At 28.5% G+C, this 13,659-nt stretch carries 15 protein-coding genes; 4 read left to right on the top strand and 11 right to left on the bottom strand.

The features are described 5' to 3' along the window. Positions 1-221 precede the first annotated feature (221 nt). From CNEONATNEC86_RS21670 to CNEONATNEC86_RS18995, 5 genes are all read right to left on the bottom strand, one after another. Complete coding sequence (locus CNEONATNEC86_RS21670) at positions 222-1,007, bottom strand: ATP-binding protein (RefSeq protein WP_370468824.1); 786 nt, start codon at positions 1,005-1,007, stop codon at positions 222-224. Next, positions 898-2,541 carry a phage replisome organizer N-terminal domain-containing protein gene (locus tag CNEONATNEC86_RS18980; RefSeq protein ID WP_159136640.1) on the bottom strand — a complete coding sequence of 548 codons (1,644 nt, stop codon included), beginning with the start codon at positions 2,539-2,541 and terminating at the stop codon, positions 898-900. Before CNEONATNEC86_RS18980 ends, CNEONATNEC86_RS21670 begins: the two co-directional genes overlap by 110 nt. A gap of 120 nt (positions 2,542-2,661) precedes the next feature. Then, a complete protein-coding gene (locus CNEONATNEC86_RS18985) occupies positions 2,662-2,892 on the bottom strand; it encodes a transcriptional regulator (RefSeq protein ID WP_058296708.1) in 231 nt (76 codons plus the stop codon). Positions 2,893-3,507: 615 nt separating this feature from the next. After that, positions 3,508-4,077 (bottom strand): Uma2 family endonuclease, encoded by a 570-nt coding sequence (locus CNEONATNEC86_RS18990; RefSeq protein ID WP_159136641.1) that lies wholly within the window; start codon positions 4,075-4,077, stop codon positions 3,508-3,510. A 118-nt stretch (positions 4,078-4,195) separates the two neighbouring features. Beyond that, positions 4,196-5,089: an N-acetylmuramoyl-L-alanine amidase gene (locus tag CNEONATNEC86_RS18995; RefSeq protein WP_159136642.1), complete on the bottom strand. Its 894-nt coding sequence runs from the start codon at positions 5,087-5,089 to the stop codon at positions 4,196-4,198. A gap of 155 nt (positions 5,090-5,244) precedes the next feature. Between CNEONATNEC86_RS18995 and CNEONATNEC86_RS19000 the strand changes: the two genes are divergently transcribed. From CNEONATNEC86_RS19000 to CNEONATNEC86_RS19015, 4 genes are all read left to right on the top strand, one after another. Further along, on the top strand, positions 5,245-5,817 hold the full coding sequence (locus CNEONATNEC86_RS19000; RefSeq protein WP_058296711.1) for a sigma-70 family RNA polymerase sigma factor: 573 nt from the start codon (positions 5,245-5,247) through the stop codon (positions 5,815-5,817). Positions 5,818-5,936: 119 nt separating this feature from the next. Next, positions 5,937-6,116: a YvrJ family protein gene (locus tag CNEONATNEC86_RS19005; RefSeq protein ID WP_058296712.1), complete on the top strand. Its 180-nt coding sequence runs from the start codon at positions 5,937-5,939 to the stop codon at positions 6,114-6,116. 57 nt (positions 6,117-6,173) lie between these two features. Further along, positions 6,174-6,398: a DUF1659 domain-containing protein gene (locus tag CNEONATNEC86_RS19010; RefSeq protein WP_159136643.1), complete on the top strand. Its 225-nt coding sequence runs from the start codon at positions 6,174-6,176 to the stop codon at positions 6,396-6,398. A gap of 117 nt (positions 6,399-6,515) precedes the next feature. After that, a complete protein-coding gene (locus tag CNEONATNEC86_RS19015) occupies positions 6,516-6,734 on the top strand; it encodes a DUF2922 domain-containing protein (RefSeq protein ID WP_159136644.1) in 219 nt (72 codons plus the stop codon). Between the two features lie 68 nt (positions 6,735-6,802). Here CNEONATNEC86_RS19015 and CNEONATNEC86_RS19020 read toward each other — a convergent pair whose 3' ends face one another. The 6 genes from CNEONATNEC86_RS19020 to gtfA all read right to left on the bottom strand — a co-directional run bounded on the left by CNEONATNEC86_RS19020 (position 6,803) and on the right by gtfA (position 13,509). Next, positions 6,803-7,117 carry a hypothetical protein gene (locus CNEONATNEC86_RS19020; protein ID WP_159136645.1) on the bottom strand — a complete coding sequence of 105 codons (315 nt, stop codon included), beginning with the start codon at positions 7,115-7,117 and terminating at the stop codon, positions 6,803-6,805. A 243-nt stretch (positions 7,118-7,360) separates the two neighbouring features. Continuing rightward, positions 7,361-8,527, bottom strand: a complete 1,167-nt coding sequence (locus tag CNEONATNEC86_RS19025; RefSeq protein WP_159136646.1) for an RNA-guided endonuclease InsQ/TnpB family protein — start codon at positions 8,525-8,527, stop codon at positions 7,361-7,363. A 253-nt stretch (positions 8,528-8,780) separates the two neighbouring features. Beyond that, entirely contained in the window at positions 8,781-9,140 is a 360-nt protein-coding gene (locus CNEONATNEC86_RS19030) for a nucleotidyltransferase family protein (RefSeq protein ID WP_230140564.1), read from the bottom strand. A 212-nt stretch (positions 9,141-9,352) separates the two neighbouring features. Further along, positions 9,353-10,765 (bottom strand): glycoside hydrolase family 1 protein, encoded by a 1,413-nt coding sequence (locus CNEONATNEC86_RS19035; protein ID WP_159136647.1) that lies wholly within the window; start codon positions 10,763-10,765, stop codon positions 9,353-9,355. Beyond that, positions 10,752-12,065 (bottom strand): PTS sugar transporter subunit IIC, encoded by a 1,314-nt coding sequence (locus CNEONATNEC86_RS19040; RefSeq protein ID WP_159136648.1) that lies wholly within the window; start codon positions 12,063-12,065, stop codon positions 10,752-10,754. Before CNEONATNEC86_RS19040 ends, CNEONATNEC86_RS19035 begins: the two co-directional genes overlap by 14 nt. Positions 12,066-12,087: 22 nt before the next feature. Continuing rightward, positions 12,088-13,509, bottom strand: a complete 1,422-nt coding sequence (gene gtfA / locus CNEONATNEC86_RS19045) for a sucrose phosphorylase (RefSeq protein ID WP_058296719.1) — start codon at positions 13,507-13,509, stop codon at positions 12,088-12,090. Between the last annotated feature and the right edge of the window lie 150 nt (positions 13,510-13,659).

Here is a 13,659-nt window from a genome sequence, read left to right on the forward strand (position 1 = left end):
ACATTTTTATAAAAAAATAACGAGGTTATAACTTAATCACTTAAGTTATAACCTCGTCGTTATGTTATCTATTCTATACTAATTAACAAATTTGTCAATAATATAAATAATAAGTATTTATATTACTTTATTGTATAAAATCTTATTTTTACCATATACTTAGTAAGTTTCTAGGTTACTTGTATAATTTCGCTAAAGTTTTAAAAGCATTTTCTATTCCCTCATTTTAATCTATAATTATTCCTCATATCCTTCTTAATCTCAACAACATAATCCTTACATATTTCATATATTCTTGAACCAACACCTTCATCAAAAGTAAGAAGCTTTTCTATGGTAAATTCACTGCTTACTATTATAGGTAGATAATTTAAGTATCTATAATTTATTATTTCAAAAATTATATTCACATCACTTTCATTTACTCTTCCTTTAAATAGGTCATCAATTAAAAGTACTTCACATGTCTGATACTTTGAAATCATTCTCTGATAATATTCTTCATCAATCATGTTTTGTTTAATTTTTGTTACAATATCCCTATATGGCATATAAAGAACCCTTATATTTCTATTTAATAAGTTTAATGCCAGAGCAATGCTTAAATGACTTTTTCCACTGCCAACTTGTCCACAAAGCAAAATGCTGTTTTTTCTAGTGTTTTTTACTTTCTCAAAATAATTATAATAAGCAATAGCTGTACTTTTAGCCATTTTAGATGATTCATTCCATACTAGATAATTAGAAAACTTATAATTCACCATTTCTGAATTTAAGCCACATGATTTCCATTGCTTCTTTATTCTGCCCATTTTAGTACATTCACAATATAAAGCTAAAGGCTGAGCATTATCTTGCTTTACCAAAATCCATCCTGTATCATGGCATTTTTCACATTTATATGAGATTTTTTTCTGCAGACTTTCGTTCTTCTTCAGTAAGCTTTCTTGGTTCCTTTGGTTTGAATCCTTCAAATTTTCCTGTATCCTGGATATTACCTTTTCCATAGCTGTTTGTTCCATTTATACTTTCCCCCTTACTATCTTCATTTGGATACCCCTCTCTTTTCCAATTCTTAAGTATGCCATTAATATATGCCATATTAAATTTACCTGCTTCCATTGATTTATCTATAGCCATTTTTACATACCTTTCAGTATGAGTATTAATAGCATATTTCAATGCATTAAGCGTAATATTTTCCGGTATACATGTAACAATGTCATTACAATACTTCAAAAGTATTTTTGCACTTTCTTCACTCTTATATTCAGAATCGAAAGTCTTAAAACTACTTACAGGTTCTTCACTATTATGTCCAGCATACGAAACTTCAAAGCTATTTACCGTTTGTCTATTACTATTCCTAACATGAGAAACTTCAAAACTATTTACTTCTTGTCCAATCTCATCCCTAGAATTATAAATTTCAATACTTTTTATTAACTGCTCTTTACAGCTAATGGCACCATTCATTTCAAAACAGGTTACAGACTGCTCATCAGGTTTATAACTTTCTGAAACATCAAAAAAAATTGTGTTATTGTCATCCCCTATCTCATCACCAAACCCTGATTCTTCACTTACAAAGCTTTCACAAAACAAATCTTCAACATTATCATCACTAATCTCAAACTCATTACTATCACATGAAAATTCTATTAAACTGCTATTCTCTTTTTTCTTACTCTCTCTCTTATCTTTTTTCTTACTTCTTTTCTTTCCTCTTCTCTTATTCTGCTGCGTTACTGTAACGTTACGCTTTGAATCATTATCATTTGTATTTTCTGCTTTATCTTTACTAAGCATTTGATTATTTGAATCAATATTATCTATTACACTACTTAAATCTCTTATTTCATTTATGTAATGTACTTCATTTTCTGAGTTATTATTATTTATTATGTTGTCTTCTATATTATTAAGCTCCTCACCATTACAAGAAGCATTACTTTCAACATTATTATCACATCCATAATTAAGTTCATCTATACAATCCAATTGATCATCAAGCGTATCTTCTTCGTCCAAACAGCCTTGGTCTTGTATTAATTTCTGTTTACTTCCTTCATAATTTCCTTTACTATCTTCTTTAGATCTTTTAGGAAGTTCAGGTTTCTTTTCTTCTTCAACTAGCTTATTATATTCGTTAGCTTTCTTTGCAGCCCTATGTCTTGCTACTCTTTCACTAGTCTGCTTTCTTATTCTTTCAAGTCCCTCAATATTTTGATCTATTTCCCAATCGCTAATTTTTAATACTCTATCTTCTGTTATTTCAATAACTTCAAGACTTTTAAGTACCTTTACTGCTTCTTTTACCACTTCAAAATCCCTGTTAAATTCTATTGCTAGAGTTTTAATTGTATATGGCTTTGTTTCTGTCATATATAATTCGCCATTTCTGTTAACCTTTCCAGCAAGTGCATTAAGCCTTCCTCTAATATAATGAATAACATCTCTATCATCACGTGCATCTATCATCTTACTTGGTGTATCATCATAACTATTTACATATGTTTTTATCCACTTACCTTCTCCCATTATTCCCACACTCCCACAAATAGAATTTTCTGAATTTATCTAAGCCTTCAAATGAAGGCTTAGTGTTTAGTTCAATGCATATAATTTTATAAGCTCTAAAAATCTTAAAATTCATATCCTTTAGGCCATAATTTGAGATTTATATCCCATTTTAAATACCATATATACTGTACTTTGCAATGCAAAAGCTATTCTTTCCATTACAGAAAAACTAGGATTTTTTCTTTTGCCTTTAGCTAACTGGCATATATATGCTACAGATACTTTTGCTATCTCTGCTATTTCCCTATACGTCATTTCATTTCTCATTTTTAATTCTTCAATGTTGTTTTTCACAATAATTTTTTTCATTTTTTATCTTTACCTCCTAAATATTTATGTTATTTAATTTATCTCATATTTGGGAAATATTTTCAATTCATTTTTCAGCCATATCTGATTATTTTGTTGTATTTTTTACCTTATTTTTCTTATTCTCTTCAAATATCATAACTATTTATCGTCATTTTTTTACTGTCAGCAAACAAAAGTCTTAAAAGCCTTATATATTCTTTGTTTTCAAAAAAAGTTCACTATAAAAAAATCGCCAAGGCGACTATGATATAACGCCATATAAAATATAAATCCAATAGAATATGGTAACTTAAATTCAAAAAAATCCTTTAGCCGTCGATTTTTTTCAGCGCATTCTGAATTTTCTGAGCTTGCCGAAGAAAAGGTCAGGCGCATATATTTTCTTTTTTATTCTTTAGGTTAAATAATATTAGTTTATTGCAATATTTTTAAAAACAGTTTATACACAGATTGTCCATAAATATAATTTCCTAAAGAATAAAAAATAGGGGCTGTCGCACAAAGAATAAAAACTACAATATATTGTATTCGAACTTTGAATTCTACAACAAAATGTTGTGGCTACATTTCTTAATGCGACAGCTCCTATTTTTTTATATCTATAATTATTACTTAATAATTAAATACATCTGATAAATTTATTTCTAAATTTTTTAGTACTTGAACCTTAACTTTATCAACTTCACTATATAACTCTGGTCTTCCATACCTATCGTCTTTATTTAATGTAAAAACACTAAGTAATTTTATATCAGGTTCTATTATCCAATATTCTTTTATTCCAAACTTTTCATACATATTAAATTTATAAAATTTATCACTTCTAGCCGTAGACGGTGATACAATTTCAATCACTAAATCTGGAATTCCAGTATACCCTGTTCCTATCAATTTACTAGAATCACAAACTACTAATAAATCTGGTTGAAATACATTTTTGCCATCCATCTTGTCTTCCTCATTAGTTAGTATTAAATCAAAAGGTGACGAAAAAACACTACACTTTTTCCCTTTTAAATAATTTCCAAATTGAATTATTAATTCCCTTGAGATAGCTTGATGTTGCCATGATGGTGCCGCCTGCATATACGGAATTCCTTCTATAAGTTCATATCTTTCATCTTCTGGCCACTGTAAATATTCTCTATAAGTATATTTTTTTTCTTCACTAGGTAATAGCATATATAATCACCTCTCTCATTCTATATAAAATCCTATCTTCATTATATCCCATTTATGTTTATCTTAAAAGAAATAGTAATTAAATCTCATTACAAATCTTAACTTATTAATCTATTAATCACTTAATCCATGCCCCATTTTTATCAACTTCAAATCCATCAGATGTTATGCAGTCATAATACATCTTTCCTTCTTCATCAAATCCATAACAAAATCCATCAATCCAAAGCCATAATGGTTTATCCTTAGTACCTGTAACTCTTTTACATCTTTTATCTAAGTAGTACCAAGATTTCTTATTTTCATCAAAATACCACGATAAACATAAAGCATAACCATCTTTATCAAATGTATACCATTCATTATCAATATGCTGCCATCCATTCTTTGATGTGTAATAATATTTATTATTTAAATCTGTGCAGTACCACCATCCAATATTATTTTCATTCCAGCCAAGCTTCCACTCTTTTGTGGTATCATTTGTATTACATAATGCATCACATATAGCATTTGCAATCTTGTCTGGATTGTATTTTGCTGCATCATCACTATCTGCAAAAAGACATTCTACTAAAATTGCTGGAATGATTGTTCTATTTAATACAATAAGACTTCTTATCTTTACACCTCTATTTCTTATTCCTAATGAATTTGATACTCTGCTGCTTACTTTTTCTGCATAAGCTTTAGCATAATCTGACTTTCCTGTGATACATACCTCTGTTCCAGTGCCTCCCCCTGCGTTAATATGAATTTCTACATAAAGATTAACTTCTTTTGTTTTAAATATTTTATTTGCTTCATTTACTCTGACATAGCAGTCTTCATAATTATAAGTATTCCCATGATCAACTCTTAAAAGATATACATTATGTCCCTTCATCTTCAGATTTTTAAATAAAAGAGCACAGATTTCTCTTGTACAGTTACTTTCATTAAGCCTTGAAATAACGCCGCACCCCTTAGTTCCGCTTGCAGTATGACCAACAGCTATAATAAAGTTTTTCATTAAAAATCACCTCCATAAGAGATATACGCGCAAATAAATTTAAACACTAAAAACTTTCACACTAAATTTTTACAGTTTTTTCTATTTCGCGCGTATATACTATATGTAGGGTATTATTTATGTTCTCTACAATATTTTGTATTGGAGGTTTTTATATGGACTATGACTATATTGAAATGTTGGTATTACAGGCAAAAAATCAAGATTATAATGCAAAAGAAAAGTTAGTTGATGAATTTACACCTTTTATTGTAAATCACGCTCTAAAATCATTCATTTATGGATATGAATTTGAAGATATTAAAAGTGAGTGTTATAAAATTTTATTAAAATGTATATCTTCATATAATTCAGAAACACATAGATTTATATCATATGCAACTAATAGCATAAAAAATGGTATCTGCACTATTGCAAGAAAGAGTAAAAGGCGGTGTGTTTGTGATGGAATTGAAGCTCTTTCAATACATGATGATGGTATGGAAAATATGGATTCAAAAGAATTAAACCTTGAAGAGGTTGTTTGCAACAATGCTGAATATGAAGCCTTGAATACTATTATTAACAAACTTAGCTCTGAGGAAAAAGAATTAATTAATTTCATTTTTTTTAATGAAAATACAACCAAAGAGTATGCAAGCCTAAAAAATATTTGTTATTCAACTGCACTTCAAAGAAAAAGTACTGTTTTAAATAAACTTTCTAAAAATTTAAAAATTTATTTTTAACCCGAATCTCCAACTCATATAGGTTTACACAATATCTAAAAATTTTTCCAAAAAATTTTTTAAAAAAATTATGTGTTTTTTTCATTTCGCGCGTATATCTCTAATGGGAGGTGAAATTCATGGAATTTAATGAACTGATTGGGATAATAGGCAATGTTGGTTTTCCTGTTGCAGTAAGCAGCTATCTTTTGATAAAACTTGAAAAACAAATTATTACACTATCCAATTCAATCAATAAATTAAACACTATAATTTCTACTAAAGTAGGTATGGTCATTGATACAAATGATGATCTTTAACTTCTACTAATCCTAAATCTTAAATTAAAATTATAAAAAATGAAGGAGGATTTTATTATGGCAGTAAACAAAATCATCGACTCAACATCACTAAGCATTGAGGTACAAAACGGGACAGATAAGGCAGGAGACGCCACATTCACTAAAAAGACTTTTTCTAATGTAAAAAATGATGCTGATCCAGAAGGAATCTATGCAGTAGCTTCAGCTATAAAAGACCTTATGGATACACAGACTCGTGAAATCTTTGTTAATGTAAGTTCAGTTTTAGAAAACGCTTAATTTTTATCTTTTTAATGAAACTCACTACTAATATACATTAGTAGGAGTAAGTTCGAGCAGCCAAATATAAAATTTGGGCTCTCACTTAAATCAAAATTTATGAAAGAGGTGTAATTTATGGAGTATATTTTAGCAATGACATTTACAACTGAAGGTGGGAAAAACACAACTTTAAGCATAAGCGGAGTAAAAAGTGACATAACTTCTCTTGAGGCAAACAGCCTTATGGATTTAATAATTTCTAAAAACATCTTTCTAGTTGATGCTGGTGCACTTATTGGCAAAGATAGTGCTAAATTAACTGAAAGAAAAGTTACTAAATTTGAAGTAGCTTAAACTAAAAAAATCACCTTAGAGGTAATCTCTTTGGTGATTTTTTAGTTATTCAATAAGTACTTTAACATTTACCTCATTATATTATTGTCAGTTTTTGTTGCATTAATTATTTTTTCTAAATCTTCAATTATAAACTCAATATTAATCTTCTTATTTTCGTAAAAGTTTTTTATATCTTCAACACTTGGCTGCTTATATCTATAACATGCTGAATTTCTATATTTATTAAGTATTATAAAAAATGAATCATCAGTTTTAGTAAAAACCCCATTCTTTCTGCACTCATTTATCATGTCCATATTATTTGAAAACTTATTAACAGATATTCCTGAGCTTTTCAGAATACTTGATACAGCAGAAAAAACTTCTTCTCTTATTTGCACAAAGCTCATTCTTATACCATTGGCTATAATATCTTCAAAACCTGAATCATTTAATGTATCATAAGCTTTAAGTGCCGTTACTGAAAACTTATAAAAATCTATAAAATCTTATGTTTCATTCCTTTTTCGACGTATCTGCTTTGGTAATAGAAAAACTATTACTACTTACATTTGATATAATACTCCAAAGGCGTAAATTCCCGACTAACGTATCGGTACATATCAATAGTGTTGTTTAGGTAACTAAGCTATTGATTTACCATAGTTATATAAATTTATACTTGCATTCTTATCTCTGTCAATTACAGTATTACAATTATCACATTTATAAATCCTGTCACTAAGTTTTAAATCTTTCTTTACTGCTCCGCAACATGAACATATTTTACTGCTTGCATAGAATCTATCTACAATTATGAATTTAATATTATTCCATGATGATTTATATTCTATTTGTCTATAAAATTCATAAAAGCATTGCTCTGCTACGGATTCTGATAAGTGCTTATTCTTCATCATACCTTTTACATTTAAATCTTCTAAAACAATAAACTTTGGTTTTCGGTTTATTATTTCAGTAGTTGTCTGATGTAAATAATCATGACGAATATCTGTTAATTGGTGATTAAGTTTTAATAATTTCTTTTCAGCTTTTATAATATTACTTGTTTTACAGTAACTATCTCCTTTCTTGCTTATTAGATATTTTTTAGATATCTGACGTTGTAATCTACGTTTTTTCTTTTTTAATTTTCTTATCTTTTGAGTTTTATTTATATTTTTATAAGGCTTATCAATATCACTACATATTGCTAAATCCTTGATACCTAAATCTATTCCTACACCATCATTAACTGGTGGTTCTGCATTATCAGCATATTGAATACCTACACTAATCCACCAGTTGATACCATCAAATGTTATTCTTGGATTAATGTATTTACCATCTATAGGTATTTTATTTCTTTCAGCAAGCCTTATCCAATTAAGTTTCTGTTTATTTTTCTTTCTGCTTAATGTTATTTTTTCAAGTTTAACAGTTTTATCTGTAAACTGAATTTTATCAGTATCCATATAAAAGCTTGGTTTTGATTTTCTTCTGCTTTTAAACTTAGGAAAAGCAGATTGTCCTTTAAAAAATCTTTTATAAGCTAAGCAAGCATCTTTTATTGCCTGTTTAGTTATATTATTAGAATAATCATTAATCCATTTATATTCTTCTGTAGATTTTAATTTTGTAAATTCTTTTCTTAAATCATAATCAGATAGAAAATTGCCACCATTTTTATAATTCTCTTGTTCTCTGCCTAATGCCAAGTTATAAGCGAAACGGGCTACGCCTGCCGATTGAAATAATTTAGACTTCTGTTTATTATTAGGAATCAGCATTATCTTTAATGTCTTTATCATAGTGTATCACCTCACTTTTATAAGTTTAGTATACACTGTGTTTTTATCAATGTTAATGAAAAAAACAGAACATATATACGTAAATCTTTATTTCTATTTTTATTATGATAATTTTTAGCATATTTTAATAGATTTTTATAGATTATTTTTAACTGTTAAAAGCCTTCTCCATATCATTTATGCTTTCCTTTAAATTTGCAATTATTCCTTTAAGTCTTCCAAAATTATAATACCCATTAACCATAACTGCCTCTTACATCATTGAAATCAAATCAGCCGAAATATACATTATTTCATCAATATTGTTATCAAACCATTGACAAAAATGTTTTGATAATCTTCCTATTGGTTTTCCTGCAAGTATTTCATTTAAAATTAGTATTTTGTTTTTATTAGGAAATACAAGATCAACTTCTCTTCCTATTTTTTGTTCTAATTCATATTCTAGAAGTACGCGTTCTTCTTCACTTACATTATTACAAAACCATCCTATATCAATATCAGAATCATCGTGAAAAAACTGAGTATTATAGCTTCCAAAAATATATATAGCTTCTGTTTTATCTTGTGGCAAAGTTTCTAATATGATTTTTTCTATTTTTTCTTTTTCCAAAAACATCACCAGCCTTCTAATACCCTTATCAATTTATTGTTACCTTTATTATACAAGAATATACGCTATTTAACAATAACAGGACTATGGCTTAAAATCTTATACGGTTCCCTTTCTTCTCTATGAATACATCTTTTATTAGCTTCTTTTTCTTTTAATGTAAAATAATCCACAATTCATCAATGAACTGTGGATTATTTCTATTTTAAAATTTATAATTCTTTTCCATTTGTTTTTATAACATTTTGATACCAGTAAAAACTTTTTTTCTTAATTCTTCTCATATCCTTTAAATCAAAATCTTCACGATTTACGTATATAAATCCATAACGCTTTTTAAATCCAGAATGTGTACTTACTAAATCAATAGCTGCCCATGGACAGAATCCAAACAGATCAACACCATCTGTAATAGCCAATTGAGCTTGTTCTATTTGCTTTCTTAAATACTCAATTCTATAATCATCATTTATATTTCCTTCTTCATCCATTTCATCATAAACACCTAATCCATTTTCTGTTATGATTATTGGTAAATGATATCTTTCATATACACTTCTTAATGTACTTCTAAATCCTACAGGATCAATTTCCCAATTAAATGGAGTTCTTTCTAAATATTCATTATATACTGCTTTATAGACACCTTTTTCTCCAAGTTCAATTTGTTGATCACCATCATCTGGTCCAACTTTTGAATCAGTGATTAAGCTTTCTGCTACTGTAGATGTATTATAATAATTAAATGCTATGAAATCTGGTTTCCCTTCTTTTAATATTTCAAAGTCTCCTTCTTCAATTTCAGGAATTACGCCTTTTTCCTCCATATAGCTCCAAGCAATTGGATTATATCTTCCATAAACTGCAATGTCTAAATACAGCCAATTTCTAATTGCATTTAAATTTTGTGCTGCAATAAAATCTTCTGGACGAGATGTTGCTGGATATACTTCACTAATGTTGGGAGCTGGCCCTATCTTAGCATTTGGACACATTTCATGGCACATTTTCATTACTTTAGCTTGGGCTACAAGCATATAATGGTTTTGCTGATAAAGTTCTTTTTTTATGTTGCTTACCTTAGTATTAACAGTTCCTATTGCTGCTCCATGCAATGTCATCATGTTTTGCTCGTTGATTGTCAGCCAGTACTTTACACGATCTCCATAGCTTTCAAATAATACTTTTGCATATCTGCAAAATGCATTTGCTGTCTCTTTATTTCCCCATCCACCTATATTATTTAATGTATCTGGTAAATCAAAATGATACATAGTTACTAATGGTTCAATACCGTATTTTAAACATTCATCTATAAGATTGCTGTAAAATTGAACTCCTAATGGATTTACATCCCCAGTACCATCTGGAATTATTCTAGTCCATGCAATTGAAAATCTATATGTTTTAAATCCCATTTCTGCAAATAGTTTTATATCTTCTTTATAACGATGATAATGATCACTTGCTATCTTAAAATCAGTTGTACCTTCAGTAATTTTTTTTGTATCTTGAACTGATAATCCCTTACCATCTTCATTATATGCGCCTTCAACTTGATATGCTGAAGTAGATGCTCCCCATAAAAAATTCTCAGGGAAAGCTTTAAGTTTATTGTAATGCATTTGCGTTCTCCTTCTCTTTTTCTAAATTAATTAAGTCTACTTTTCTTATAAATGGAAAATAAATACAGAATGATATTACTAAAATAACTGCTTGTGATAATGCCATTTTCCATCCACCTAATAAAAATCCTGAAATAATAGCAGGGCATGTCCATGGTACAACTACTCCGCTAAATGGTGGTACAAGGCCACTTCCAACAACTAAATACATTAGTATTCCGACTACTGTTGGTGTTAATACAAATGGTGCTAAAAGGAATGGATTCATAACAATTGGTGTTCCAAAAATAACTGGTTCATTTATATTAAATATTCCTGGTATTAATGCTAATTTACCCATTTGCTTAAACTGTTGACATTTTGCAAAAAACACCATATAAATAACAAGTCCTAATGTTATTCCTGTACCTGTAAGATTAATATAAGCTGATGTAAATTGGTCTGTTACAATATGTGCACCGTTTTGAATAGTTAATGCATTTCCACTATCTACTATAGCTTGGTTTGTAGATATATTTGATAATAATATTGGCAACATAATTCCTGTTACAATAGTTCCTCCATGCACTCCAAACCACCAAAGTATAGTTGCAATTAAACAATAAGCAATAACTCCATAAATAGAATCGGTCATTCCTTGTAATGGTGTTTGTATTATTTTATAAATAAATTCAACCATAGTTGTATCCATTACATTTTTAAAGAATATATAAATTATTAAAGCTCCAGTAATTAAAAATGCTCCTGGTATTAAAGATGCAAATGAATTTGCAACGCTAGATGGTACTCCCTCAGGCATTTTTATTGTTATTTCCTTTTTCATGAACCAAGAATATATACTACCAACAACTAATCCAATGATTATAGCAGTAATCATTCCTTGCCCAGATGTCCATTCTTTTGATATTACATTTTCTACAATTGCTCCATCTGCATTTGTTGCATATGAATTAGTGGTAATTAAAAATACAGCAAAAGCAATAAATCCTGCTGACATTGGCTCATAGCCTTCATTTTTAACATAGCAATAAGTAACACCAATAACTGCTACTAATGCTATAATTGAGAAAGTCGCACCATTTACTTGTGCTAATGGACCTGTTAAGCCTTTGTCAGAAAGAAATTCTGTAAAAGGAGCATATGGGAAATTGGCTATTAATAAAAATATTGATCCAATCATAAGTAGAGGAAGGGTAAATAATATTCCATCTTTTAAAGCTACTATTGGCTTTATATTAACAAATTTCATCATATTAGGTATTATAATCTCATTCATTATTTTATTAATTTTATCTTTCATAATAAAAACATATCCTTTCTTTTTATGAATGTTCTATTGTAAAATCAAATGTCTTTAAGTTTGCATGTAATATAGCATAATCTTCTTTATATTCTCTTATAATTTTTAATTCATTACTATTTTCTAATTCTACCTTAAATGATCCATCTAAATTAAATGCTGGATGATTATTTCTAAATCTCATTAATTCTAGCAATTTATGAACAACTGGTCTTTTGATTTCCATCTCTACTTCCTCTTTAGTATAATAGTGACGGTTAATATTTCTTCCAACCTTTGTTTCTTCTAATAGCTCTAAATCATTTTTACCAGCCAACATTCCGACATAATAAACTTGTGGTATTCCTGGCGCAAAAAATTGAATTGCTCTAGCCAACAAATATGCATTATCATTGTCTCCAAGTGCAGAATAATATGTACAATTAATTTGATATATATCTAAATTGTTGTATGCAGATGTATTATATATCTTTTTAACATTTGCTCCAAATTTAAATATATCTTCTTTAGTTTTATTAATTTCTTCATCTGGTAACAAGTCCTTTACATCAACCACACCAATACCATCATGTGTATCAAGTGTTGTAAATTGCTTTCTAGGACATATTTCTAGCCAATTTTTTAAATACTTTCCTTCTCCATAATAAAGAGCATGTATTAATAACATAGGAAGTGCAAAATCATATACAAAATATCCTTTTTCAGCAATCTTTAATTGCATAGAGTAATGTTCATGTATTTCTGGTAATAGTAATGCTCCATAATCTTTTAAAACCTCATCACATTGTCCTAAAAGATTCCAAACTCCTGGTTCTATAAAAAAGCAACTTGTTCCTGCTTTTTTAGTGGCATAAGCAAATGCATCTAATCTTATTAATGATGCTCCATTACCAGCTAAAAATTTAAGATTTTCATTAATGAACTTTTTACCTGTTTCAGATTCACAATCAATATCTATTTGCTCTTCATCAAAGGTACACCAAACCTTTTCTTCTGTCCCATCCGCAAACTTAGCTGTTACATAAGGTGCTCTTGGCTTTCTCTTATAGATAGCATCTACCTGTTCTTGATTTGGTTCTCCATTCTCCCAAAAATCCTTATAACGTATAAATAAATCCTTATATTCAGAATTGTCTTTTTTACTTAGGAAATCTTTATAATAAAAACTTTGAGCTGAAATATGATTTATCATATAATCATACATTAAGAAATATTTATTACTTAATTCATTTATATCATTCCAATCTCCAAATGATTTGTCAACTTCTCTGTAAGTCATAGGCGCAAAACCTCTATCACCCGAAGATGGGAAGAACGGTAGTACGTGTATACCTCCTATTGCATCACTTATATGTTCATCTAATACATAGCTTAATTCTTTTAAATTTTTCCCTAAAGAATCTGCATAAGTAATTAACATAATCTTATTTTCAAATTTTTTCATAAAGTAATCCCCCTTTCTTTAGTTTCTAAATTCGTTTACATGAATTAGTATATATAATATTATTTTTCTTGTCAGTAATTCAGACACCATATAAATCAATGTAGCCTTCAAAATAATTTATTACAAAATAAAAAATATATTTTTTATTTT

The sequence above is a fragment of the Clostridium neonatale genome (assembly GCF_900465025.1).
Lineage (GTDB): Bacteria > Bacillota > Clostridia > Clostridiales > Clostridiaceae > Clostridium > Clostridium neonatale.

What these genes read in the sequence shown, in the direction of transcription:
- CNEONATNEC86_RS21670 (WP_370468824.1), bottom strand. Translation starts at nt 1,007, where the DNA reads ATGGAAAAGGTAATATCCAGGATACAGGAAAATTTGAAGGATTCAAAC.
- CNEONATNEC86_RS18980 (WP_159136640.1), bottom strand. Translation starts at nt 2,541, where the DNA reads ATGGGAGAAGGTAAGTGGATAAAAACATATGTAAATAGTTATGATGAT.
- CNEONATNEC86_RS18985 (WP_058296708.1), bottom strand. Translation starts at nt 2,892, where the DNA reads ATGAAAAAAATTATTGTGAAAAACAACATTGAAGAATTAAAAATGAGA.
- CNEONATNEC86_RS18990 (WP_159136641.1), bottom strand. Translation starts at nt 4,077, where the DNA reads ATGCTATTACCTAGTGAAGAAAAAAAATATACTTATAGAGAATATTTA.
- CNEONATNEC86_RS18995 (WP_159136642.1), bottom strand. Translation starts at nt 5,089, where the DNA reads ATGAAAAACTTTATTATAGCTGTTGGTCATACTGCAAGCGGAACTAAG.
- CNEONATNEC86_RS19000 (WP_058296711.1), top strand. Translation starts at nt 5,245, where the DNA reads ATGGACTATGACTATATTGAAATGTTGGTATTACAGGCAAAAAATCAA.
- CNEONATNEC86_RS19005 (WP_058296712.1), top strand. Translation starts at nt 5,937, where the DNA reads ATGGAATTTAATGAACTGATTGGGATAATAGGCAATGTTGGTTTTCCT.
- CNEONATNEC86_RS19010 (WP_159136643.1), top strand. Translation starts at nt 6,174, where the DNA reads ATGGCAGTAAACAAAATCATCGACTCAACATCACTAAGCATTGAGGTA.
- CNEONATNEC86_RS19015 (WP_159136644.1), top strand. Translation starts at nt 6,516, where the DNA reads ATGGAGTATATTTTAGCAATGACATTTACAACTGAAGGTGGGAAAAAC.
- CNEONATNEC86_RS19025 (WP_159136646.1), bottom strand. Translation starts at nt 8,527, where the DNA reads ATGATAAAGACATTAAAGATAATGCTGATTCCTAATAATAAACAGAAG.
- CNEONATNEC86_RS19035 (WP_159136647.1), bottom strand. Translation starts at nt 10,765, where the DNA reads ATGCATTACAATAAACTTAAAGCTTTCCCTGAGAATTTTTTATGGGGA.
- CNEONATNEC86_RS19040 (WP_159136648.1), bottom strand. Translation starts at nt 12,065, where the DNA reads ATGAAAGATAAAATTAATAAAATAATGAATGAGATTATAATACCTAAT.
- gtfA (WP_058296719.1), bottom strand. Translation starts at nt 13,509, where the DNA reads ATGAAAAAATTTGAAAATAAGATTATGTTAATTACTTATGCAGATTCT.